At 65.3% G+C, this 23,361-nt stretch carries 19 protein-coding genes; 15 read left to right on the forward strand and 4 right to left on the reverse strand.

Annotated elements, in window-relative coordinates:
- The first annotated feature begins 83 nt into the window (after positions 1–83).
- The 6 genes from ML401_RS08930 (at position 84) to glyS (ending at position 5,721) form a co-directional block, all read left to right on the forward strand.
- Entirely contained in the window at positions 84–311 is a 228-nt protein-coding gene (locus ML401_RS08930) for a DUF2007 domain-containing protein (protein ID WP_018323354.1), read from the forward strand.
- Positions 304–1,068, forward strand: coding sequence for a tRNA1(Val) (adenine(37)-N6)-methyltransferase (locus tag ML401_RS08935; protein WP_285811484.1), 765 nt, complete (start codon positions 304–306; stop codon positions 1,066–1,068). The genes ML401_RS08930 and ML401_RS08935 overlap by 8 nt, the downstream gene beginning before the upstream one ends.
- A 214-nt stretch (positions 1,069–1,282) precedes the next feature.
- A complete protein-coding gene (locus tag ML401_RS08940) occupies positions 1,283–2,191 on the forward strand; it encodes a S49 family peptidase (RefSeq protein ID WP_285811486.1) in 909 nt (302 codons plus the stop codon).
- 115 nt (positions 2,192–2,306) lie between these two features.
- On the forward strand, positions 2,307–2,498 hold the full coding sequence (locus tag ML401_RS08945) for a hypothetical protein (protein WP_211419421.1): 192 nt from the start codon (positions 2,307–2,309) through the stop codon (positions 2,496–2,498).
- A 188-nt stretch (positions 2,499–2,686) separates the two neighbouring features.
- Positions 2,687–3,622 carry a glycine--tRNA ligase subunit alpha gene (locus ML401_RS08950; RefSeq protein WP_038948278.1) on the forward strand — a complete coding sequence of 312 codons (936 nt, stop codon included), beginning with the start codon at positions 2,687–2,689 and terminating at the stop codon, positions 3,620–3,622.
- Entirely contained in the window at positions 3,622–5,721 is a 2,100-nt protein-coding gene (gene glyS / locus ML401_RS08955; protein ID WP_285811491.1) for a glycine--tRNA ligase subunit beta, read from the forward strand. The genes ML401_RS08950 and glyS overlap by 1 nt, the downstream gene beginning before the upstream one ends.
- Positions 5,722–6,018: 297 nt before the next feature.
- Here glyS and ML401_RS08960 read toward each other — a convergent pair whose 3' ends face one another.
- Positions 6,019–6,372 (reverse strand): DUF1236 domain-containing protein, encoded by a 354-nt coding sequence (locus ML401_RS08960; RefSeq protein ID WP_194406644.1) that lies wholly within the window; start codon positions 6,370–6,372, stop codon positions 6,019–6,021.
- Positions 6,373–6,595: 223 nt separating this feature from the next.
- Between ML401_RS08960 and ML401_RS08965 the strand changes: the two genes are divergently transcribed.
- The 3 genes from ML401_RS08965 (at position 6,596) to ML401_RS08975 (ending at position 11,702) form a co-directional block, all read left to right on the forward strand.
- Positions 6,596–6,751 (forward strand): DUF3096 domain-containing protein, encoded by a 156-nt coding sequence (locus ML401_RS08965; protein WP_008562090.1) that lies wholly within the window; start codon positions 6,596–6,598, stop codon positions 6,749–6,751.
- A gap of 96 nt (positions 6,752–6,847) precedes the next feature.
- Positions 6,848–9,787 (forward strand): pyruvate, phosphate dikinase, encoded by a 2,940-nt coding sequence (ppdK, locus tag ML401_RS08970; protein ID WP_285811510.1) that lies wholly within the window; start codon positions 6,848–6,850, stop codon positions 9,785–9,787.
- Between the two features lie 460 nt (positions 9,788–10,247).
- A complete protein-coding gene (locus ML401_RS08975) occupies positions 10,248–11,702 on the forward strand; it encodes a cell wall hydrolase (RefSeq protein ID WP_211419419.1) in 1,455 nt (484 codons plus the stop codon).
- A gap of 115 nt (positions 11,703–11,817) precedes the next feature.
- Here ML401_RS08975 and nadC read toward each other — a convergent pair whose 3' ends face one another.
- The 3 genes from nadC to nadA form a co-directional block, all read right to left on the reverse strand.
- The gene (gene nadC / locus ML401_RS08980; RefSeq protein ID WP_285812647.1) at positions 11,818–12,696 is read right to left on the reverse strand and encodes a carboxylating nicotinate-nucleotide diphosphorylase; all 879 of its coding nucleotides are present in this window, start codon (positions 12,694–12,696) and stop codon (positions 11,818–11,820) included.
- Between the two features lie 9 nt (positions 12,697–12,705).
- Complete coding sequence (locus tag ML401_RS08985) at positions 12,706–14,307, reverse strand: L-aspartate oxidase (protein ID WP_285811512.1); 1,602 nt, start codon at positions 14,305–14,307, stop codon at positions 12,706–12,708.
- A 193-nt stretch (positions 14,308–14,500) separates the two neighbouring features.
- The gene (gene nadA / locus ML401_RS08990) at positions 14,501–15,619 is read right to left on the reverse strand and encodes a quinolinate synthase NadA (protein ID WP_212065563.1); all 1,119 of its coding nucleotides are present in this window, start codon (positions 15,617–15,619) and stop codon (positions 14,501–14,503) included.
- Between the two features lie 334 nt (positions 15,620–15,953).
- Here nadA and ML401_RS08995 point away from each other — a divergent pair, with 334 nt between their 5' ends.
- The 6 genes from ML401_RS08995 (at position 15,954) to ML401_RS09020 (ending at position 23,360) form a co-directional block, all read left to right on the forward strand.
- Entirely contained in the window at positions 15,954–17,204 is a 1,251-nt protein-coding gene (locus ML401_RS08995; RefSeq protein WP_211419416.1) for an MFS transporter, read from the forward strand.
- A gap of 41 nt (positions 17,205–17,245) precedes the next feature.
- Complete coding sequence (locus ML401_RS09000) at positions 17,246–18,232, forward strand: MDR family oxidoreductase (RefSeq protein ID WP_212065562.1); 987 nt, start codon at positions 17,246–17,248, stop codon at positions 18,230–18,232.
- Positions 18,233–18,345: 113 nt separating this feature from the next.
- Entirely contained in the window at positions 18,346–18,945 is a 600-nt protein-coding gene (locus tag ML401_RS09005; RefSeq protein ID WP_285811517.1) for a hypothetical protein, read from the forward strand.
- A gap of 166 nt (positions 18,946–19,111) precedes the next feature.
- Entirely contained in the window at positions 19,112–19,345 is a 234-nt protein-coding gene (locus tag ML401_RS09010; protein ID WP_194406652.1) for a DUF6894 family protein, read from the forward strand.
- 232 nt (positions 19,346–19,577) lie between these two features.
- Positions 19,578–21,320, forward strand: coding sequence for a methyl-accepting chemotaxis protein (locus ML401_RS09015; protein ID WP_285811520.1), 1,743 nt, complete (start codon positions 19,578–19,580; stop codon positions 21,318–21,320).
- Between the two features lie 351 nt (positions 21,321–21,671).
- Positions 21,672–23,360, forward strand: coding sequence for a methyl-accepting chemotaxis protein (locus tag ML401_RS09020; RefSeq protein ID WP_211419411.1), 1,689 nt, complete (start codon positions 21,672–21,674; stop codon positions 23,358–23,360).
- Position 23,361 lies beyond the last annotated feature (1 nt).

Below are 23,361 nucleotides of genomic sequence, written 5' to 3' on the forward strand. Positions count from 1 at the left end.
AATAGAAACTGGCGGCGGATGCGGCAAGTGCTGCGGAACCATTGACATTTGCCGTTACCCCCTTTTCAGGCAGGACCTGCGATTTGCGTGAACTGGTTCGGACCAACGATATGGTGCTGGTGTCGGCGATCGGCGCGCTGCTCGATGGCGCCAATATCCATCATCTGGTGCTGGACCAGAACATGAGCATCATCGAGGGCTCGCTCGGTATCCTGCCGCGGCGGATCCTCGTCCACGAGGACGACGCCCAGGAGGCGAGGGAGCTGCTGACCGAGGCCGGCCTCAGCCACGAACTGCGCGGCGATGAGTGAGGCGACAGATATTACCGAAGACGCCTTTCTCGGCGGGCAGTTGCGCCTCAAGCAGAAGCGGTCCGGCCATCGCGCCGGGCACGATGCCATCCTGCTCGCGGCGGCGACCGAGGCGCGCATCGGAGATCGCGTGGTCGATTTCGGGGCCGGCGTCGGCACGGCCGGGCTGGCGCTGGCCCGGCGTATTCCCGGGATCAGGCTCAGCCTGGTCGAGATCGATCCGGAGCTGGCCGAGCTCGCTCGCGACAACGCGGCGGCAAACGCGATTGCCGCCGAGACGATCGTGCTCGACGTCACGGCCGACGCGCAAGGCTTTGCGTCACATGGGCTGTCGCCCGACAGCGTCGACGTGGTGCTGATGAATCCGCCATTCAACGATCCGGCCCGGCATCGCGGCTCGCCCGATCGGCTGCGTCACACCGCGCATGTGGCAACGGAGGAGACGCTGCATGCGTGGGTACATGCAGCGCGGCGCATCCTCCGATCGAATGGCGTGCTGACATTGATCTGGCGTGCAGATGGCATCGCCGATGTCCTGGAGGCCCTGTCGCGCGGATTCGGCAGCCTTGCGATCCTGCCGGTTCACGGCGAGGCGGGGCGGCCCGCGATCCGTGTGCTGGTGCGCGCGGTCAAAGGTGGCCGGGCCCCGACGCGATTGCTGCCGGGCCTCATGCTCAATGATGAGGCACGCGTTTCAAAAAACGAGATGATGGAGATTTTGGAGGGGAGAGCGGCCTTGCCGCTGATGGAACCTTGACGGCTTACTGCGGAAGCGATTCCGACTGCTGCTCTTGCGGAGTCGTCAGGCGGATCGCCATGAACAGCGCACCGATCAGCAGCATCAGCAGATAGATTTTCATGGTGTTCTCCGCTGCCTCATTGCAGCCTCCCAACGAGAAATCTGCAAAACACGTTCCAGGCACTTCCAATGACAGTCGCGTGATAAGAAATGGTTAATCAGAGGTAACGGCATGGCCGAACAATTGAACGATCGTGAGAGTTCCGGCCTGGCCGACAAGCTCATGCAATATCTGCCGGCGCGCTTCCGCCCCGGCACTGCGGTGGTGCCGGTGGTGCGGCTGTCGGGCGTGATCGGCGCGGTGACGCCGCTGCGTCCCGGCATGACGCTCGCGGGCGTCGCCAAGGTGCTCGAGCGTGCGTTCTCGATGCGCAACGCCAAGGCGGTGGCGCTGGTGATCAATTCGCCCGGCGGCTCGCCGGTGCAGTCGCGTCAGATCTATCTGCGCATCAAGCAGCTCGCGGCGGAAAAGAAGCTGCCGGTGCTGGTGTTCGTCGAGGACGTTGCCGCCTCCGGCGGCTACATGATCGCCTGCGCCGGCGACGAGATCATCTGCGATCCTTCCTCGATCCTCGGATCGATCGGCGTGGTCGGCGGCAGCTTCGGTTTCCAGGAGGCGATCAGGCGGCTCGGCATCGAGCGGCGTCTCTACACGGCCGGCGAACACAAGGCGATGCTCGACCCGTTCCTGCCCGAAAATCCCGATGACGTCGCCAAGCTGAAGGCGATCCAGCGTGAGATCCACCAGATCTTCATTTCGCTGGTGAAGGAGAGCCGCGGTGCGCGCCTCAAGGGCGTGGACGATACCCTGTTCACCGGCGAATACTGGGCCGGCGAGAGCTCGGTGGCGCTGGGACTTGCCGACAGCATCGGCGATCTCCGCTCAACTCTTCGTGCCCGCTATGGCGACAAGGTTCTCACCCCCGTGATCGCGCAGCCAACCGGGCTGCTGTCAGGTCTTTTGGGCCGGAAATCGCCCGGCGCGGGGCAGCTTTCGGCCCTGGAATCAATGGCCGGGCTGCCGGACGAGCTGATCTCGGCGGTCGAGACGCGGGCGATTTGGGCGAAATTCGGGTTCTAGCCGGAGTCCTTCCGCGCCATTTGGTCCAGGGGAACTTGAGGGCGAGCCAATTGCGGCGCGGCCCGGTCTGCGCAAGAATGTGCGTGGGGGCTGAGCACTCAACAAGGATCGACCGATGCCGCCGTTCGTTGCTTTCGCGGGCGTGCTGGGCGGGCTTGCCGTGGTTCGCTGGGCCTACAAGACCGCCGTCAAGATCAACCAGGAGCTGGAGGAGATGCGCCTGTCGCGCGTCGCCGAGGCCGCTCGTATGGGGGATATCCAGACGCTGAAACGTGACCCCGTGACCGGGGCGTTCAGGCCGGGGTAGCCGCGCCTTTCCCATTCGCGCCGTCACCCGGGGGCGATGTGAAGCATCGACCCGGAATCTCGAGATTCCGGGTTCGCCCTTCGGGCGCTCCGGAATGACCGCTCTTTGCCCCCTTTGCCTTGATTCCCACCCCCGCCGTCGATACGGTCCCGCGCGATTCAAAACCCCCGCGAGAGCCTGATCTGACGATGGACGCCTCATTGCCCGCCCATATGCGCCCGGAACGCTCGTTCCAGGGTTTTATCCTCGCGCTCCAGCGGTTCTGGGCCGAGCAGGGCTGCGTGATCCTGCAGCCCTACGACATGGAGATGGGCGCGGGCACCTTCCATCCGGCGACCACGCTGCGCGCGCTCGGGCCGAAGCCCTGGAATGCCGCCTATGTTCAGCCCTCGCGCCGGCCCAAGGACGGTCGCTATGGCGAGAACCCGAACCGGATGCAGCACTACTACCAGTTCCAGGTGATCATGAAGCCGTCGCCGCCGAACCTTCAGGAGCTGTACCTGAAGTCGCTCGCCGCGATCGGCATCGATAGCGCCGTGCACGACATCCGCTTCGTCGAGGACGACTGGGAGAGCCCGACGCTGGGCGCCTGGGGCCTCGGTTGGGAGTGCTGGTGCGACGGTATGGAGGTGAGCCAGTTCACCTATTTCCAGCAGGTTGCGGGCTTCGAATGCGCGCCGGTCGCGGGCGAGCTCACCTACGGGCTCGAGCGCCTCGCGATGTATGTGCAGGGCGTCGACCGCGTCTACGACCTCAATTTCAACGGTCGCGATGGCGACGCCAAGGTCACCTATGGCGACGTCTTCCTGCAGGCCGAGCGGGAATATTCGAAGCACAATTTCGAAGTCGCCGACACGGCGATGCTGTTCGAGCAGTTCAAGATGGCGGAAGCCGCCTGCAGGAAGTACCTCGACGCCGGCTGGAAGGACGACAAGCGCGAGGCGCATTTGATGGCGTTGCCGGCCTATGACCAGTGCATCAAGGCCAGCCACGTCTTCAACCTCCTGGATGCGCGCGGCGTGATCTCGGTGACCGAACGTCAGAGCTACATCTTGCGCGTGCGCGAATTGGCAAAAGCCTGTGGCGAGGCCTGGATCCATACTGAAGCGGGCGGAGCGGCCTGATGCCCGATCTTTTGCTTGAACTGTTCTCGGAAGAGATTCCCGCGCGCATGCAGGCCAAGGCGGCCGACGATCTGCGCCGCATGGTCACCGACAAGCTGGTCGCCGAAGGGCTCGTCTACGAGGGCGCGAAGGCGTTCGCGACGCCGCGCCGCCTCGCGCTCACCGTGCACGGCATTCCCGCGCGTCAGCCGGACCTCAAGACCGAACGCCGTGGCCCGAAAATCGGCGCGCCCGATGCGGCCGTGCAGGGCTTCCTGAAAGCGACGGGTCTGAAGTCGCTGGACGAAGCAAAAATCCAGCGCGATCCCAAGGGTGATTTCTACATCGGCTTGATCGAGAAGCCCGGCCGCGATGCGATCGACGTGCTCGCCGAAATCCTGCCCGTCATCATCCGCACCTTCCCCTGGCCGAAATCGATGCGCTGGGGCGCGCGCTCGGGCAAGCCGGGTTCGCTCAATTGGGTGCGCCCGCTGCACGCGATCACCGCGACCTTCGGGCTCGAGACCGAAGAGCCGGATGTCGTGAAGTTCGAGGTGGATGGCATCCAGAGCGGCCAGACGACATATGGCCACCGCTTCCTTGCGCCGGCGCCCATTCAGGTGCGCCGCTTCGAGGACTATGAGGCGAAACTTCTCAACGCCAAGGTCGTGCTCGACCCCGAACGCCGCAAGGACGCGATTCTCACCGACGCCAAGCAGCTTGCGTTTGCGCAAGGATTCGAGCTGGTCGAGGACCAGAACCTGCTCCACGAGGTCGCCGGCCTCGTCGAATGGCCGGTCGTGCTGATGGGCTCGTTCGAGCCGGAATTCCTGGCGACGCCTGCTGAAGTGATCCGCGCCACCATCCGCAACAACCAGAAATGCTTCGTGGTGCGCGATCCCAAAACGGGCAAGCTCGCGAGCAAGTTCATCCTGGTCGCCAACATCGAGGCGACCGATGGTGGTGCGACCATCATCGCCGGCAACGAGCGCGTCATTCGCGCGCGGCTAAGCGACGCGAAGTTCTTCTACGAGACCGACCTGAAGACGAAGCTCGAGGAGCGGCTGCCGAAGTTCGAGCAGATCGTGTTCCACGAGAAGCTCGGCACCCAGGCTGCGCGCATCAAGCGTATCGAGCGCCTCACCGCGGAGATCGCGCCGCTGGTCGGCGCCGATGTCGCCAAGGCGACGCGTGCCGCGCATCTGGCGAAGGCGGATTTGCTGACCGAAGTCGTCGGTGAATTCCCCGAGGTGCAGGGCCTGATGGGCAAGTATTACGCGCTGGCGCAGGGCGAGGATGCGTCCGTCGCGGCTGCGTGTGAGGAGCATTACAAGCCGCAAGGCCCCACCGACCGCGTGCCGACCCATCCGGTCAGCGTCGCCGTGGCGCTCGCCGACAAGCTCGACACGCTCGTTGGATTCTGGGCCATCGACGAAAAGCCGACCGGCAGCAAGGACCCATATGCGTTGCGCCGCGCAGCACTCGGCGTGATCAGGCTGATCGCCGAGAACGCACTTCGTCTGTCGCTCATGAAGGTGGCAGCGTCCGCGCTCGTCGGCTTGTCGGTCAAGCCAGCCGATGCTTCGAAGCTTCCAAGCGACCTCCTCGCCTTCTTCGCCGACCGTCTGAAGGTCCAGCTGCGCGAGCAGGGCGCGCGGCACGATCTCGTCGATGCCGTGTTCGCGCTCGGCGGTCAGGACGATCTCTTGATGATCGTCCGCCGCGTCGAGGCGCTCGGCAAATTCCTGGAGAGCGATGACGGCAAGAACCTGCTCGCCGGCACCAAGCGCGCCAGCAACATCCTCTCCATCGAGGAGAAGAAGGACAAGCGCACGTTCGACGGCGCGCCGGATGCCGCGCTCTACAGCCTCGACGAGGAGAAGGCGCTGGCGAAAGCGATCGACGAAGTGAAGGCTGAAGCCGGTGCCGCCGTCGCCGAGGAGGATTTCGCCGCCGCGATGCGCGCGATGGCGAAGCTGCGGCCGCCGGTCGATGCGTTCTTCGACAAGGTTCGCGTCAACGACGACGATGCCAAGGTGCGCGAGAACCGCCTGAAGCTCTTGAACGAGATCCGCAGCGCCACGCGCGCGGTCGCGGATTTCTCGAAGATCCAGGATTGAGGTGCGGGTATTGCGGCTCCCGTGCCCGGACGCAGTGCAACGCGCCGCCTCTTCGCGGCGTGATGCGCTGCAGAGCCGGGGCCCATGCGGCCCGCGTGCTCGCAGCGTCTGGGTTCCGGCTCTGCGTCGCAACGCTCGCGCGTTGCGCCTAGTCCGGGACACGTGAGTGGCCTCCAAAAAAGTGCCCCGCCCGGCGGGGGGAAGACCGGGCGGGGCCTGATGTCCGATTACACTGCTCGCGCCAGCCTGATTGAAGTGACGCGCCGGACATCTAGTCGATCTCAGTTCGATACGTCCTTAGTCCAGCACCTCGACGATGCGGCGCGAGCGCGGCTCGACGAGCACGGTCTCGCCGTTCACGACGGTGTAGCGGTAGGTGGTGGCGCCGAAGCGTTGCGGCACGTCATAATAAGTGACGCCGCTTTCGGGTAAGGTAGCGCCGACCACGATGCGATCCGGAATCCGGAAGGCCGGCACGCGTTGTTCGACGACATATTCGCGGAAAGCGGGCCGCTGTTCGGCCGCAATGGTCGGAGCGCTGTCGACCACGGCGGGTGCGCGTCCGACGGTGACACCGCTTTGCGCCTGCGCCGCCAGGGGCGAGCCGATCGCGGCCGCGAGCGCTGCAAGGGCAAGAATCCTGTTCCGCATGGACAACTCCTTCGACGTGATGGTTCGGACGCGCCAGCGGCGCGACCGGTTGCCAATGCATGCGTGTTGGCAATGTTCCGGGAAAAGCCCCGCCGCAACAGCGGCAATTTCGGGCAGTTTTCGTGGGAGGCGGAACTCGACTCGCCTGTTGCGCGTCTCTACTCCCGGAACCGGGAGGGCTATGATCCGCCCGCGATTCGCCCCCTCCACAGAAAGATAATTCATGCACATCACCGTCGCCCACATTTCGCCGATCCTGTCGTTGATTGCGGGCGTGCTCATCCTGATCATGCCGCGGCTCCTCAACCTGATCGTCGCGATCTTCCTCATCGTGAACGGCGCGATCGGGCTCGGGCTCCTGAAGTGGCTCCGCTTCTAGGCGTTCACTTTTCGGAACTGTCCGACTTGCGCGGGCCCGCCCAAAATGGTGTAAGGCCCGCGATTTCCCATTCCTCTCGCAGGTTGTGTGCAAGCTATGGCCAAAGCCGCCTCGAAGCCTAAAAAAATGCCAGCGAAATCAAAGTCCTCCGCCGCCGCGAAGGCCGCGCCGCCGGCCCGCAAGGCGCTGGCCAAGAGCGCGCCGAAGCCGGTCGCCAAGCCCGCTGCAAAGGCTGCCGCCAAGCCCGCGGGCAAGCCGGCGGCAAAGGCCGTAACCAAGGCGGCCGCGCCCAAAGTCGCCGCGAAGCCCGCGCCGAAGAAGGCTGCGCCCGCGAAGACGACGCCAGCCGCGGGCAAGGCCGGCAAATGGGTTTACACGTTCGGTGACGGCAAGGCCGAAGGCCGGACGGAGATGCGCGACCTGCTCGGCGGCAAGGGCGCCAATCTTGCCGAAATGGCCAATCTCGGCCTGCCGGTGCCTCCCGGCTTCACCATCCCAACCTCGGTCTGCACCTACTTCTATGCCCACGGCAAAACCTACCCCAAGGAACTGCAGGCGCAGGTCGAGAAGGCGCTCGACCATGTCGGCAAATTGACCGGCAAGATCTTTGGCGACACCAAGAATCCGCTGCTCGTCTCGGTGCGCTCCGGCGCGCGTGCCTCCATGCCGGGCATGATGGATACCGTGCTCAACCTCGGCCTCAACGACCAGACCGTGGAAGCGTTGTCGGAATTGTCGGGCGATCGTCGCTTCGCCTATGACAGCTATCGCCGCTTCATCACCATGTACTCGGACGTGGTGCTCGGTTTCGAGCATCATCATTTCGAGGAAATCCTCGACACCTTCAAGGATAGCCAGGGTTACACGCTCGACACCGATCTGTCGGCCGACGATTGGGTCGACCTGGTCGGCAAATACAAGGACGCGGTCGCCCGCGAGACCGGCAAGGATTTTCCGCAGGATCCGCACGACCAGCTCTGGGGCGCGATCGGCGCCGTGTTCTCATCCTGGATGAACGCGCGCGCGGTGACCTATCGCAAGCTGCACGACATTCCGGAATCCTGGGGCACCGCGGTCAACGTGCAGGCCATGGTGTTCGGCAACATGGGCGAGACCTCGGCGACCGGCGTTGCGTTCACCCGCAACCCCTCGACCGGCGAGAGCAAGCTTTACGGCGAATTCCTGATCAACGCGCAGGGCGAGGACGTGGTGGCGGGCATCCGCACGCCGCAGGACATCACCGAGGAAGCGCGCAAGGAATCGGGCTCCGACAAGGCGTCGATGGAAGCGGCGATGCCGGAGGCCTTCAAGGAGCTGACGCGGATCTACACGCTGCTCGAGAAGCACTACCGCGACATGCAGGACATGGAGTTCACGGTCGAGCAGGGCAAGCTGTGGATGCTGCAGACCCGCGGCGGCAAGCGTACCGCGAAAGCCGCACTGCGCATCGCGGTCGAGCTCGCCAATGAAGGCCTGATCAGCAAGAAGGAAGCGGTCACCCGCATCGATCCGGCTTCGCTCGACCAGCTCCTGCACCCGACCATCGATCCCAATGCCAAGCGCGACGTGATCGCGACCGGCCTGCCGGCATCCCCGGGTGCTGCCTCCGGCGAGATCGTGTTCTCCTCGGACGAGGCGGCCAAGCTTCAGGGCGACGGGCGTAAGGTGATCCTGGTCCGCATCGAGACCAGCCCGGAAGACATCCACGGCATGCACGCCGCCGAAGGCATTTTGACCACCCGCGGCGGTATGACCTCGCACGCAGCTGTCGTTGCCCGCGGCATGGGTAAGCCCTGCGTCTCCGGCTGCGGCACCATCCGCGTCGATTACGGCCGCGGCACCATGAGCATCGGCTCGCGCACCTTCAAGACCGGCGACGTCATCACCATCGACGGCTCGCTCGGCCAGGTGCTCGCCGGCCGCATGCCGATGATCGAGCCGGAGCTGTCCGGCGAGTTCGGCACGCTGATGAATTGGGCCGACCAGGTCCGCAAGATCGGCGTTCGCGTCAATGGCGATACGCCTGACGACGCGCGCACCGCGATCAAGTTCGGCGCCGAAGGCATCGGCCTCTGCCGCACCGAGCACATGTTCTTCGAAGAGACGCGCATCCGCACGGTGCGCGAGATGATCCTCTCCGAGGACGAGCAGTCCCGCCGCGCCGCGCTCGCCAAGCTGCTGCCGATGCAGCGCGCCGACTTCGTCGAGCTGTTCGAGATCATGAAGGGCCTACCGGTCACGATCCGGCTTTTGGATCCTCCCCTCCATGAATTCCTGCCGCACACCCACGCCGAGGTCGAGGAAGTGGCGCGCGCCATGAACACCGACCCGCGGCGCCTCGCCGATCGCGCGCGAGAGCTCTCGGAGTTCAATCCGATGCTCGGCTTCCGCGGCTGCCGCATCGCGATCGCCTATCCGGAGATCGCCGAGATGCAGGCGCGTGCGATCTTCGAGGCGGCGGTCGAAGCCGAGAAGCGCACCGGCAAGGCCGTCGGCCTCGAGGTGATGGTGCCGCTGATCGCGACCAAGGCCGAGCTCGATCTCGTCAAGGCGCGGATCGACGCCACCGCACAGGCGGTGATGCGCGACACCAACACCAAGCTCGCCTATCAGGTCGGCACCATGATCGAGCTGCCGCGCGCCTGTCTGCTCGCGGCCGAGATCGCGGAGTCGGCCGAGTTCTTCTCGTTCGGCACCAACGACCTCACGCAGACGACCTACGGCATCAGCCGCGACGATGCGGCGAGCTTCCTAGGGACCTACGTGTCCAAGGGCATCCTCCCGATCGATCCCTTCGTCGCGCTGGACCAGGAAGGCGTCGGCGAACTGGTCAAGATCGGTGTCGCGCGCGGCCGCAAGACGCGGCCGAAGCTCAAGGTCGGCATCTGCGGCGAGCACGGCGGCGATCCGGCCTCGGTCGCCTTCTGCCACAATATCGGCCTCGACTACGTCTCCTGCTCGCCCTACCGCGTGCCGATCGCCCGCCTTGCCGCCGCGCAAGCCGCGCTCGGCAAGGCGATCGCGAGCCAGGCGTAAGCAGAACCAAAATGCTGGAATGAAGAGGCGGGGCGAAAGCTCCGCCTCTTTCCATTTTGGCCGATGCTCTCTCCCGGTCATTGCGAGGAGCCCTTGCGACGAAGCAATCCAGACTGTCTCCGCGGAGAGTTTCTGGATTGCTTCGCGGCGCTCGCAATGACGAGCATCGCGGATGCACTGCGCGCAACACTGGGAACTCGTCGGGCATCCCGTAGTGATACGCGCCGTCAAGAGTTCCTTCACCATTCGCGTTGACGGGTCGTTTACCGCTTCACGTGACGACGCATTTACCAGCGCGCGCGAGCGCCCCGTGAAAACACCTGTGTTCGCTTGAGTGTGCTGCACGCGCAACGCCGATTAACGCCCCGGCAACCTAAATTGGATACTTACGATAAAGATCGAATTGCACGGATGTACTGCGGCTCGATTTTTCTGGCGTAAGCGTAGCGTGAGCGTAACGATGTCAGTGTTGCGTAACCATCCGAAGGGCGCGCGGTTCGCGTCCTTCGGAATCGGTCTCTGCATCTTCGCATTGATGCCGAGAGAGACCGGCTATCAGGATATTGCCTCCTTGCTGGCGCGCCAACCTGGCGTTGCCGAGCGTTGGCAGAAGCAGGTGTTCTCTGCGGCGTCCTCGATCCAGCTCGCCACCTACAGTTTTTCGCGGCCCATCGGCACCTCCGTGCCGCAGAGCGCGATGGTGCGTCTCGCGAGCCTCGATGGCCGCGACGTCACCGGCGCGATCAGCCGCAATCCGGCGCTGCAGACCGCGCCGCGCTACCAGGCTTCCGACTTTCCCAAGGTCGATCGCTCGATGAAGGGTGATCGCCTCGCAACAATTACACCGGGCCAGGCTCCGGAGACGAATGCGCCCGCGGCGGCACCGTCGCAGGAAGATCCCGCGACGTCGAACAGCTCGGTGTTCGGGGCCAAGACGGCCGCGTTGCCGCAGGCGATGTCGCCGGAATCCGCGGCCGCGCTCGATCCCGAGCTCCAGGAAGCGCTGCGCGCGCCGCCGTTGCCGCAATATGCCAATCCGCCACAAGCCAGCGACGCCGCGCGTGCGTTCGCGGTCCAGCCCCTCGAAGCGCTGAAGCGGGCGACTGCGCCGACGACGCCTGTGCGCGATCCCTTCAGCGTCAAGACCTCGAACCTGTTCTTCGGCAGCTCCTCGCTCGGCGGCAATCTCGAGAGCATAGAGAGCTGGAAGCCCGGCGCCGAACCGCTGATCGTGATGCCCGACCCCGACATGAAGGTGACGGCCTCGCTGACGCCGCCCACGGTGGAGATCGCCAAGGACATCGAGAGCGGCGAGAGCGTTGCTCCGAAGGGCGAGGTCAACGCCGACAACCAGCGGACCAGGTCACCGGCGGAACGGCTCGCGCTCGACGACAAGTCGCGCGCGAAATCCGAGAAGTGCCTCGCGGAAGCGGTCTACTTCGAATCCCGCGGCGAGGCCGTCCGCGGCCAGATGGCCGTCGCGCAAGTCGTGATGAACCGCGTGTTCTCCGGCAAGTACCCTGATACGGTGTGCGGCGCGGTCTATCAGAACAAGCACCGCCATCTCGCCTGCCAGTTCACTTTTGCCTGCGACAACAATGCCGACGTGATCCGCGAGCCCGAGATGTGGGAGCGCGCCAAGAAGATCGCGAAGGCCATGCTCGACGGCCAGATCTGGCTGCCCGAAGTCGGCAAGTCCACGCATTATCATGCCTATTGGGTGCGCCCGTCCTGGGTCGCCGAGATGAAGAAGATGTACAAGACCGGCGTGCACACCTTCTACCGCCCCCGCGCCTGGGGCGACGGCAGCGAGGAACCGAGCTGGGGCACGCCGGCCCAGACCGCCGCGCTCTCCGCCGAGCTCGCGCAGGAAGCTAAGAGCTCCGCCGAGATGGGCGCGAGCGAGCGGAGGTAGTCGTCATCACAAAGAGACCGTCATGCCCGGGCTTGTCCCGGGCATCCACGTTCTTCGTCCCGCGTGGCTAAGGCGTGGATGGCCGGGACAAGCCCGGCCCTGACGGAAAGACCGCTCACATCTCGATATCCAGCGCGCAATCGAAATTCGGCGCCGAATGGGTCAGCGCGCCCGCTGACGCGTAATCGACGCCGGTCGCGGCAATCGCGGCGATCGAATCCAGTGTGACGCCGCCGGATGCCTCCAGCTCGAGGCGGCCTTCGTTGAGCCGCACCGCCTCACGCAGCGTCGCAAGATCCATGTTGTCGAGCAGCACGGCGTCGGCGAGCCCGCTGTCGAGCACCTCGCGCAGTTGCGCCAGCGTATCGACCTCGATCTCGATCTTGACCAGATGGCCGGCGTGGCTGCGGGCGCGCTCCAGCACCGGTCGGACACCGCCGCCGACCGCGATGTGGTTGTCCTTGATCAGGATCGCGTCGTCGAGGCCGAAGCGGTGGTTGAAGCCGCCGCCGCAGCGCACCGCGTATTTCTCCAGCGCGCGCAACCCCGGCGTGGTCTTGCGCGTGCAGCAGATGCGCATTGTCGTGCCTTCGGTGCGCGCGACATAATCCGCCGTGAGCGTCGCAACGCCCGACAGGCGGCCGACGAAGTTCAGCGCGGTTCGCTCCGCGGTGAGGATGGCGCGCGCGGGGCCCGAGATCGTCAGCACCTGCTGTCCACCGGCAACGCGTGCGGCGTCGCGGACATGCGCGCGCACCTCGATGTCGGGCGAGAGCCTTTGCAGCGTCACGAGCGCGAGCGGCAGGCCTGCGATCACGCCGGACTGGCGCGCGACCAGGATCGCCTGGGCCCTGGTCGCTTCCGGAATCGTCGCAAGCGAAGTGATATCGCCGGCGCGGCCGAGGTCCTCGTCGAGCGCGCGCTGCACGGCCGCGTCGATGGCGAGCGGCGAGAGGAAGGCGTCGGGATAGAGCAGTGAGGTCGGGTTCATCAGAGGCCTCCTTCAGGCAATCATGGGCTGGACGGTGCGCGGCAGCGGCTGCTCGCTCAGGCTTTCGGCGATCTCGCGCGCCGCCGCGAGATCGGTCATCGTTCGCTGCGCCAGCGCAGGCACATCCGTCGGATGGTCGATGCGGAAATGCGCGCCGCGGCTTTCGCGCCGGCTCAACGCCGAGGCTGCGACGAGCAGGGCGGATGTCGCCATATTGCGCAGCGCGGTGCTGGTTGCCTCGCGCTCGAGCGTGGCGATGTGGCGCACGGCTTCCGCAAGGCCGGGATCGTCGCGGACCACGCCGACATGCGCGCTCATCATCGCGCGCAGCCGCTTCACCATCGCGGCATCCGGCGCGCTGCCACTCGAAGCAACCGGTGCGTCGGGGACGCCGGCAGGCGAGGGGAGAACGCGGCCGGCGATGTCCTCGGCGATGCGCGCGGCGTAGACCACGGCCTCGAGCAGCGAATTCGAGGCGAGCCGGTTGGCGCCGTGAGCGCCGGTCGACGACACCTCGCCGCCGGCCCAGAGCCCGTCGATGGAGCTGCGGCCGCGCCCGTCCACCGCGATGCCGCCCATATGGTAATGCGCAGCGGGCGCGATAGGGATGGCTTGCGTCGCTGGATCGATGCCGGCGGCGAGGCAGCTCGCATGCACGGTCGGAAATCTGTCGGCGAAACGCGCGCCCAGCGCCGCCCGCGCATCGAGGAAGGCGCCGCGCCCGGCCGCGATCTCGGCGAACACGCCGCGTGCCACGATGTCGCGTGGCGCGAGCTCGGCGAGCGGATGACGCGCCGCCATGAAGCGCTCGCCATTGCCGTTGATCAGCGTCGCGCCTTCGCCGCGCAGGGCTTCGGTGGCGAGCGGCGCCGGATCGCCTCCGGTCATGATGGCGGTCGGGTGGAACTGGACGAATTCGGGGTCGGCGATCACGGCACCCGCACGGGCGGCGATGGCAAGGCCGGAACCGACAGCCTCGCGCGGATTGGTGGTGACGGCATAGAGATGTCCGATGCCGCCGGTGGCAAGCACCACCGCGCGGGCGGCGAGCACGAGCGGCCGCGCCGAAAGATTACCGGCTTCGCGCAACTGAAGTCCTGTGACGGCGCCATCCTCGGTCAGGAGCGCTTCGGCGACGACACCTTCGATGACGCGGATCGACGGCGTGCGGCGCACGGCCTCGCTCAAGGCCGCGATGATCGCGGCGCCCGCGCCGTCGCCCCTGACATGCACGATGCGGCGGGCGGAATGTGCCGCCTCACGGCCGACAGCGAGCCTGCCTTCGAGATCGCGATCGAAGGGGACGCCATAAGTGAGCAGGTCATGGATGCGGGGTGCCGCTTCGCGCGCGATGCCGAGCGCCACCGCCGCGTCGACCAGGCCGCCACCGACCGCGATCGTGTCAGCCGCATGCGCCTCCGGCGTGTCGCCCTCGGCCACGGCCGCGGCGATGCCGCCCTGCGCCCACGCCGATGATGCGCCCTGTCCGAGCGGCGCGGCCGAGATCAAGGTCACCGGCCGCGGCGCGAGTTTCAGCGCGCAAAACAATCCGGCAAGACCGCCGCCGACGATGACGATGTCGGTGCGGGTGAGGGTGTGGATGTCGTTGGTCATTGTGCTCTCTCCATTCACTCCGCCGTCGTCCCTGCGAATGCAGGGACCCATAACCCCAGGGAGGGGTTCTCGCGCCAACTCGCCAAACATCTTCCTGTGGTTAGCGCGACGAGCGCGAGCGCTCGCGCGGGGGGGCCCGAATCTGCGCGGGCTTGTCCGGGATGACAGCGGTGCTTGCTGTTGCGGGTTGCCTTCAGTTCTTCAGATTGATCATCCGCTCGACCGAGCGCCTTGCGCGATCCGCAAGCGCGGGATCGATCGTCACCTCCTCACGGAGCGTCAGCAGGCTCTCCAAAATGTTGGCGAGCGTGATGCGCTTCATGTGCGGGCAGAGATTGCAGGGTCGCAGCATCTCGACGTCAGGCAGCTCGGCCCGCACATTGTCGGCCATCGAGCATTCCGTGATCATCACCAGGCGCCGCGGCCGCCGCTCACGCACCCAGTTGATCATGTGCGCGGTCGACCCCGTGAAGTCGGCTTCCGCCAGCACGTCAGGCGGGCATTCCGGATGCGCGATGATCTGCACCGAGGGATCGGCCTCGCGGAAGGCACGCAGCTCTTCGCCCTTGAACCGCTCGTGCACCTCGCAGGCGCCCTTCCAGGCGATGATCTTCACGTCGGTCTTCGAGGCCACGTAAGTGGCGAGATAGCGATCGGGCAGGAAGATCACGCTTCGCGTGCCCAAGCTCTCGACCACCTGCACCGCATTCGACGAGGTACAGCAGATGTCGACCTCGGCCTTCACCTCGGCCGAGGTGTTGACATAGGCAACGACAGGTACGCCCGGAAATTTTTCGCGGAGCAGGCGGACGTCGGCGCCCGTGATGCTGGCGGCGAGCGAGCAGCCGGCGCGCGAGTCCGGGATCAGCACCGTCTTGTCCGGGTTGAGCAGCTTCGAGGTCTCCGCCATGAAGTGCACGCCGCACTGGACGATGATGCCGGCCTTCACCTTGGTGGCTTCGACGGCGAGCTGGAGCGAGTCGCCGCCGATATCTGCGACACAGTGGAAGATCTCGGGCGCCTGGTAATTGTGCGCGAGGATCACCGCGCCGCGCGCGTGCTTCAGCTCGTTGATCGCCAGGATCGTCGGCGCCATCAGCGGCCACTCGATCGGCGGGATCACATGCTTCACACGCTCGTAGAGCGGCGCGGTGGCGCGCGCGACCTCCGGTGTCCATGCCAGCGAGGGCGTCGGCAGCGTGGGTCCCGTTCGTGCCGGTGCGGCACGGGGGGAGGCGGTAGCTTGGCCTAGGTGCTGGCCCTGCGGCCGGTTGGCAAAGTCGTCGGGACCGTAAATTCCAGCGATCGGCATCGAAGCCTCCGTTGCAAGTCAATTATACTCATATTGAGTATATGTGGAGCCTGAAGAATCCCGCCGGCGGGCGGGCATGGACCTTGTCAGGGATGATATACTCAATGTGAGCAAATCAGATATCATGCTCTGCCGGGAATTGCCAGATGCACCCGCACACATTTTCGTCAGGCCCGGGCCGGACGCCTCTGGCGAGGCCACATTGAAACGCAAGGCTCCCGCGGCAGCTCCCCGTGGAATGCAATCGTTTTTGACTTGGGATCTTCATGCAAGTGCATTAAATGGCAGTTCGCGGCCGCTCCTGCGAATCCGCCAATGACAGACGAGGAACATCATGTCGATTTCAGCGGGCGAACTTCCCAGCTCACGTTCCTCCAATTGGCGCACCCCGGCCGTCATCATTCTCTGTGGATGTGCGATCGGCATGCTCGGCTTCGGTCCGCGCTCGGCGCTCGGCTTCTTCGTGCAGCCGATGAGTCACGAATTCTCCTGGGGCCGCGACGTGTTCGGCCTCGCGATTGCCGTGCAGAATCTGTTGTGGGGCCTGGGCCAGCCCTTCGCTGGTGCGGTCGCGGATCGCTTCGGACTGTTTCGGGTGATGTGCGTCGGCGCTCTGCTCTATGCCGGCGGCCTTCTTCTGATGCGCTACTCCTCGACGCCGTTGTCGCTCAACATCGGCGCCGGCGTCATGGTCGGTTTTGGTCTTGCCGGCTGCTCGTTCAATCTGGTGCTGTCGGCGTTCACCAAGCTGCTGCCGGCGGAGAAGCGCGGCCTTGCGCTTGGTGCAGGCACGGCGGCGGGCTCGTTCGGGCAGTTCCTGTTCGCGCCGATCGGCGTCGCGTTGATCGACAATTTCGGCTGGCAGCAGGCGCTCTCCGTGTTCGGCTTCCTGATGCTGCTGATCATTCCGCTAGCGCTGGCGCTCTCGACGCCGCCGGTGACGACCACGGCCAATGCAGCTCCCGCGGATGATCAGACCATCACCAAGGCGCTCGCGGAAGCCTTCGGTCATCGCTCCTACGTGCTGCTGGTGCTCGGCTTCTTCACCTGCGGCTTCCAGCTCGCCTTCATTACCGTGCATCTGCCGGCGTTCCTGGTCGATCGCGGCATCTCCGCGCAAACCGGCGGCTGGGTGATCGCCGCCATCGGCCTGTTCAACATCATCGGCTCGCTCAGCGTCGGCTATCTCCAGAACTCGGTGCCCAAGCGCTACATCCTCTCGACCATCTACTTCACGCGCGCGCTCGCGACACTGGCCTTCATCTCGTTCCCGATCACGCCGTTTTCTGCGATTGCCTTCGGTGCGGTCTCCGGCCTGACCTGGCTCTCCACGGTGCCGCCGACTTCGGCGCTGGTGGCGCTGATGTTCGGCACGCGCTGGCTTGCGACGCTCTACGGCTTCGCCTTCGTCAGCCATCAGGTCGGCGGTTTCCTCGGCGTCTGGCTCGGAGGCATCGTGTTCGAGAAATTCGGTTCGTACACGCCGATCTGGTGGCTCTCGATCCTGTTCGGCGTGCTCTCCGCGCTGATCAATCTTCCGATCGTGGAAAAACCCGTTGCACGGGCGGTTGCGCAGCCTGCCTGATCGGCTAAACATCCCCGGCAAACAAGTCAGGGAGTTCAGTCGTGGCCACATTCAAGGCGATCCGGATCGACAAGGCGGACAAGGGCACCACCGCCGCGCTCACGCAGTTCGATGAAGCCGAGCTGATGGACGGCGACGTCACGGTCCGCGTGGAATGGTCGACGCTGAACTACAAGGACGGCCTCGCGCTCACCGGCAAGGCGCCGGTGGTGCGCCGCTTCCCGATGATCGCCGGCATCGACTTTGCCGGTACGGTCGAGGCATCCTCGCATCCGCAGTGGAAGGCGGGCGACAAGGTGGTCTGCACCGGATGGGGCATGGGAGAGACCCATCTCGGCGCCTATGCCGAGAAGGCGCGGGTCAAGGGCGACTGGCTGGTCGCCCTGCCGCAAGGGCTCTCGGCGCGCGATGCCATGGCGATCGGCACCGCCGGCTTCACCGCGATGCTGTCGGTGCTGGCACTGGAAAGGCACGGTCTGTCGCCCAAGAGCGGCCCGGTGGTGGTGACCGGTGCCGCCGGCGGTGTCGGATCGGTTGCGACCGCGGTGCTCTCGAAGCTCGGCTACCACGTCATCGCCTCGACCGGCCGCGCCGCGGAAGCGGACTACCTGAAACACATCGGCGCCGCCGAAATCATCGATCGCAACGAATTGTCGGGCGCGGCCAAGCCGATCGCCAAAGAGCGCTGGGCGGGCGGCGTGGACAGCGTCGGATCGACCACGCTGGCGAATCTGCTGTCGATGACCAAGTACGGCGGAGCGATCGCGGCCTGTGGCCTCGCCGGCGGCCTGGACCTGCCGTCTTCTGTCGCCCCCTTCATTTTGCGCGGGGTGTGCCTTCTCGGCATCGATTCCGTGATGTGCCCGATTGAGCCGAGGAAAGCTGCTTGGCAGCGTCTGGCGTCCGATCTCGATCGAGCAAAACTAACTGAAATTACTCATGAAATTTCGCTGGACGACGTTCCCCAATGGGGCGCGAAAATCCTCGCCGGCGAGGTCCGCGGGCGCATCGTGGTAAAAATCGCTTAACGGCGTTTAGACTTTACCAACCAAGCTGCTTCAATGTCGCCATGGTTAGTATGGTAAGCAGCGGGTAAAGAGATAAGGCATCGCCCGCTGCGGGGTTGGGTTCGGAGTTGAGCATGCTTGCGCGTATTGTGTTGGGGGCTGTCACGGCGGCAGCAACGTTTGCGCCGGCCATTGCCGGAAGCATGAACGCTGACGAAGCGCGTCGCTTCGTGGCCGGCAAAGTGTTTGCCTTCACCTGTTTCGACGGCACCCGCGGCGCAGGCCGTATCCTCGACGATCTCGGCGCCGCCGGTGCGGTGCAGTTCTCGGGCGCGGGGCCCGTCAAGCACCTCCGCCTGCCTGGAAATACGCTCCAGATCCGCGGCCAGAACGTCTGCGCCTCGATCAAGGGCATTCCGTTCGAGCCCTGTTTCAACCTGGAAAAGACCGACGATCGCAGCTTCCGCGGCTCGGTGTCGGGCATGGGCTTCGCCTATTGCGACTTCCATCACCAGGGCGGCAACCAGATGCTGATGGCGCGCGCTGCGGCGCGGCCACGCTCGCTGCACAGGCCGGAGCACACCGGTTCGGTCGGCCCGACCAACACCGAAGTCGCCGCGCGCGTGGAAACGCCGCGCGTCGAGAGCAGCCGGCTCGAGCCGGTCAAGGCGGAAGTCAGGTCCGAGCCCGCCAAGAACGAAGGTCCGCTGGAGTTGCGCCGTTCGACTCAGTGAGGCGGCCCTGCGGGGACTAGCTGCACGCTTTAGTCGTTGAAGACGTTGATCAAACATGAAGCCGCCGCGCCGTAGTCATACGGACGGCGGCTTTCATGCGTTGGTAGCTGTTCGCGTCCCAGTTTACGTCCGGCCGGGGGGCGCGGCCCTACACAAGGGTTCAACGATGTCGCTGTACTTCTTCCGCATCAGCACCGGTCGCTATTCCGGCGCCGCCGACCAGCCGTACGAGTTCGAGGATCGCGCAGCCGCCTGGACCGAGATGACCGAGGTCTGCGCCAATTTGCTCGGGAGCATCGCGCGCGGCCTGAAGCCGAACGCCGAATGGTGCATGGAGCTGCTCGACGAGAACAAGAAGCCGGTTTTTCGCATCAGTCTCGTCGGCGAGAACGTGCCCTGACGGTTCGCCGACGTGCGACCGGCGTTAACGAATGTCAGTGCATGCAAATCCGCGAAGTCCGGGCTGTTGCACGTAGAAGCTGCGAAGAATCGCGAGGCTGAGCAGGTATTTCAGTACTTCTACTTAGGCTGTCGCGGTGCTGCTTAACGTTAATGAGGAACGTCGCTGTTAACGTTCCCGGGTTGTGCACGTGCTTCGTCGCGGCAGTCGCCATACGTCCGGGGAAATTTCGATGATGTTCATTCAGAACCTGCGAATTGGCACCAAACTCGCCATCACCTCTGTGCTGACCATAGGGCTGGTCGCGCTGATGATCTTTCTGCAGATGAGAGGGGATGCCGATGTCCAAAGGCTCAACAATGCCGCGTCAGGACAGCAGGCGATCGCGCAAAACGCCGCGGAAGCGAAGGCGTCGGTCCGGGGCATGCAGATCGGCATTCGCGACATCCTGACGTCTGCATCGCCGGCCGAGATGCAGAAGGCGGTCACCTATTTCAACGACCGTCAGAGCGCTGCCACAAAATTCTCGAACGAAATGGCGAAGCTTTCACGCTCGCCGGAGAACCGCAAGCGGATCGATCGTCTGACCGTGCTGATCGGGGAGTTCGGCAAGGGCCAGCAGCAGATCGAAGCCATCCGCAAGCAGGAGCTGGCGCTCGAGGAGAAGAAAGACGCTGAAGGGGCGGCGCAGATCGCCAAGCTCGTGAGCGAGGTCGATCGCTTCCGCAAGGGAACGCTGGCGCCGATCAACGAAGAGATCAACCAGCTGGTCAACCAGATTACCGATTTCGCCAAGCAGAGAACCGTTGAGGCGCGCGCGGAAGCGGAATCCGAGGCCGCCTCGGTCGCCCGGACGTCGCTCGTGACCGGCGTGTTGGTTGCGCTGGTGTTGATTGGAGCCTGCATCTTTTCGGTGTTCAGCATCGCGCGGCCCATGCGCGCGCTGACGCTGGCGATGGAGAAGCTCGCCGGCGGGGACTTCTCGGTGGTGCTCCCGGGCCTGGGCCGCAAGGACGAAGTCGGCGAGGTCGCTGGTGCCGTCGAAAAATTCAAGGTCGTGTCCGAGCAGAAGGCGCGCGAAGAAGCGGAGGCCCAGGTGCGGCAGGATCAGATCGCGGCCGAACGGCGCAAGGCCGAAATGTACAAACTCGCGGACAGTTTCGAGTCTGCGGTCGGAGAGATCGTCGGCACGGTTTCCTCGGCCTCGACCGAGCTTGAGGCCTCAGCTACCACGCTGACCTCGACCGCCGAGCGCACGCAACAGCTTACCACCGTGGTGGCGGCCGCATCGGAAGAAGCGTCGACCAACGTGCAGTCGGTGGCATCCGCAACGGAGGAACTGTCCTCCTCGATCACCGAGATCAGCCGCCAGGTGCAGGAATCCGCGCGCGTCGCCGGCGAGGCAGTCAGCCAGGCCCGCACCACGACCGACCGCGTCGGCGAACTGTCCAAGGCAGCGGCGCGGATCGGCGATGTGGTTGAGCTGATCAACACCATCGCGGGTCAGACCAATCTCCTCGCGCTGAACGCAACCATCGAGGCCGCTCGCGCCGGCGAGGCCGGACGCGGCTTTGCCGTCGTCGCTTCCGAGGTCAAGGCGCTTGCCGAGCAGACCGCGAAGGCGACCGGCGAGATCGGGCAGCAGATTGCCAGCATCCAGTCTGCCACCGAGCATTCGGTCGGTGCCATCAAGGACATCAGCGCCACCATCGAGAAGCTGTCGGAGATTTCTTCGACCATCGCAGCTGCCGTGGAAGAGCAGGGCGCCGCGACGCAGGAGATTTCCCGCAACGTGCAGCAGGCAGCGGCAGGCACGCATCAGGTCTCGTCCAACATCACCGACGTGCAGCGCGGCGCGAGCGAGACCGGCTCGGCGTCCTCGCAAGTGCTGTCGGCTGCGCAGATGCTGTCGGGCGACAGCAACCGCCTCAAGCTCGAGGTCGGGAAGTTCCTCGAGACGGTGCGCGCCGCCTGACGGGGGGCCGGCGAGACGGGGCCGCCTCGGCGCAGGTGCATTCCGCCGCGCAGTCGCTCTCGCAGGGGAGGGCATGCGGCTCAGGACCGGGGTCTCGCGCTTTCTGGAGGCGGTGCGTGCCGCGCGATGCCGGCTGCGCTGCAACAGATGGCTGCGGAACATATAACGGCGGCGGTGCCGAATTCCGTAATTTAACGTAGCTTCCTGTTAACGCCTGTTTGCAACTATGGGCGCAATTTTACGGGATAAGAACCAGCCATCATCGTTGGAATGCCCTCCGCCCTATTGTCCCTCGCGACGATCACGGCGCAGGTGATTTGTGCGTCGTAGGCCTCAACGGGATTTTGTGTGATGTCGAAGTTGTCGATCGTTTTCAAGCTTCTGACCGTGCTGTCGGTCCTTGTGCTCTCGCTCGCCGGTGTCGGCGTGATGGCGATCGGCACGATGCAGAACATCAATTCCCACACGGTCGAGATCGCGGAGAGCTGGCTGCCGAGCGTGCGTGCGCTAGGCTCCATGCGGGCCGACATCAACGAGCTGCGCGTCGCGCTCCGACTGCACCTGATGCAGGACAGTGCCGAGGGCAAGGAGGCCGCCGAGAAGCGACTCGCAGGCTTGCGCGAACGAATCGAGAAGACCCGCAAGGTTTACGAGCGCCTGATCAACGTGCCCGAGGAGCGCTCGCTCTACGAGCAATGGAGCAAGGCGTGGGCCGAGTACCTGAACGGCGTGCAGGAGACTATGGCGCTGTCGCGCAAGAGCGTCGGCCGCTTCCCGACCGATGCCAACGAGATGTTGCAGACCAAGGTCGCCAAGATGGCGCAGGCCGCCGATCCGCTGCTTCAGAAAGGCATCGAGCTCAACAACAGCGGCGCCGAGCTGGAGACCAAGCAAGCGGCCGACAGCTATGCGCTGATCTTCCGCGTGCTCGTCGGCATTATCATCGCGGCCGTCCTGATCGCGATCGGCGCCGCCTATTATCTGGTACGCGACGTTTCTCGCGGCATCGCCTCGATCATCCGCCCGATGCAGTCGCTCGGCGAGGGTGACCTCTCGGCTGAGGTGCCGCATCGTGGCGAGAAGACCGAAATCGGATCGATGGCGGATGCGCTGCAGATCTTCAAGGAGGCGCTGATCGCCAAGAAGGCCGCCGACGAGGCCGCTGCCGCCGATGCCGAAGCCAAGATCGAGCGCGGCCGCCGCGTCGATGCCATCACCCGCAAGTTCGAGGCGATGATCGGCGAGGTGGTCGGCACCGTCTCTTCGGCCTCGACCGAGCTCGAGGCCTCGGCCTCGACGCTGACCGGCACCGCGCAGCGCGGCCAGGAACTCGCGACCGTGGTTGCCGCGGCGTCCGAGGAAGCCTCCACCAACGTCCAGGCGGTCGCCTCCGCCTCGGAGGAGCTGTCGTCCTCCATCACCGAGATCAGCCGCCGCGTGCAGGATTCGGCGCGGATGGCGGCGGAAGCCGTCGAGCAGGCGGCGCGGACCAACGAGCGCGTCAACGCGCTGTCGCAGGCCGCCTCCCGCATTGGTGACGTGGTCGAGCTCATCAACACCATCGCGGGCCAGACCAATCTGCTGGCGCTGAACGCCACCATCGAGGCGGCGCGTGCGGGCGAAGCCGGCCGCGGGTTCGCCGTCGTCGCCTCCGAAGTCAAGGCGCTGGCCGAGCAGACGGCGAAGGCGACCGGCGAGATCGGGGCGCAGGTGTCGGGCATCCAGGCCGCGACGCAGGAATCCGTCAGCGCCATCCAGGAGATCGGCGGCACCATCGAGCGATTGTCCGAGGTGTCGGCGGCGATTGCCGCTGCCGTCGAGGAGCAGGGCGCGGCCACGCAGGAGATCTCGCGCAACGTCCAGCAGGCCTCGGTCGGCACGCAGGAAGTTTCGGCTAACATCACCGACGTGCAGCGCGGTGCGATGGAGACCGGCGAGGCCTCGGTCGAGGTGCTGTCGGCCGCGAAATCGCTGGCATCCGACAGCACGCGTCTCAAGGTCGAGGTCGCGCAGTTCCTGGAATCGGTCCGCGCGGCCTGAT

Source organism: Bradyrhizobium sp. 62B (genome assembly GCF_030272265.2).
GTDB lineage: Bacteria > Pseudomonadota > Alphaproteobacteria > Rhizobiales > Xanthobacteraceae > Bradyrhizobium.

What these genes read in the sequence shown, in the direction of transcription:
- ML401_RS08935 (WP_285811484.1), top strand. Translation starts at nt 304, where the DNA reads ATGAGTGAGGCGACAGATATTACCGAAGACGCCTTTCTCGGCGGGCAG.
- ML401_RS08940 (WP_285811486.1), top strand. Translation starts at nt 1,283, where the DNA reads ATGGCCGAACAATTGAACGATCGTGAGAGTTCCGGCCTGGCCGACAAG.
- ML401_RS08945 (WP_211419421.1), top strand. Translation starts at nt 2,307, where the DNA reads ATGCCGCCGTTCGTTGCTTTCGCGGGCGTGCTGGGCGGGCTTGCCGTG.
- ML401_RS08950 (WP_038948278.1), top strand. Translation starts at nt 2,687, where the DNA reads ATGGACGCCTCATTGCCCGCCCATATGCGCCCGGAACGCTCGTTCCAG.
- glyS (WP_285811491.1), top strand. Translation starts at nt 3,622, where the DNA reads ATGCCCGATCTTTTGCTTGAACTGTTCTCGGAAGAGATTCCCGCGCGC.
- ML401_RS08960 (WP_194406644.1), bottom strand. Translation starts at nt 6,372, where the DNA reads ATGCGGAACAGGATTCTTGCCCTTGCAGCGCTCGCGGCCGCGATCGGC.
- ML401_RS08965 (WP_008562090.1), top strand. Translation starts at nt 6,596, where the DNA reads ATGCACATCACCGTCGCCCACATTTCGCCGATCCTGTCGTTGATTGCG.
- ppdK (WP_285811510.1), top strand. Translation starts at nt 6,848, where the DNA reads ATGGCCAAAGCCGCCTCGAAGCCTAAAAAAATGCCAGCGAAATCAAAG.
- ML401_RS08975 (WP_211419419.1), top strand. Translation starts at nt 10,248, where the DNA reads ATGTCAGTGTTGCGTAACCATCCGAAGGGCGCGCGGTTCGCGTCCTTC.
- ML401_RS08985 (WP_285811512.1), bottom strand. Translation starts at nt 14,307, where the DNA reads ATGACCAACGACATCCACACCCTCACCCGCACCGACATCGTCATCGTC.
- nadA (WP_212065563.1), bottom strand. Translation starts at nt 15,619, where the DNA reads ATGCCGATCGCTGGAATTTACGGTCCCGACGACTTTGCCAACCGGCCG.
- ML401_RS08995 (WP_211419416.1), top strand. Translation starts at nt 15,954, where the DNA reads ATGTCGATTTCAGCGGGCGAACTTCCCAGCTCACGTTCCTCCAATTGG.
- ML401_RS09005 (WP_285811517.1), top strand. Translation starts at nt 18,346, where the DNA reads ATGCTTGCGCGTATTGTGTTGGGGGCTGTCACGGCGGCAGCAACGTTT.
- ML401_RS09010 (WP_194406652.1), top strand. Translation starts at nt 19,112, where the DNA reads ATGTCGCTGTACTTCTTCCGCATCAGCACCGGTCGCTATTCCGGCGCC.
- ML401_RS09015 (WP_285811520.1), top strand. Translation starts at nt 19,578, where the DNA reads ATGATGTTCATTCAGAACCTGCGAATTGGCACCAAACTCGCCATCACC.
- ML401_RS09020 (WP_211419411.1), top strand. Translation starts at nt 21,672, where the DNA reads ATGTCGAAGTTGTCGATCGTTTTCAAGCTTCTGACCGTGCTGTCGGTC.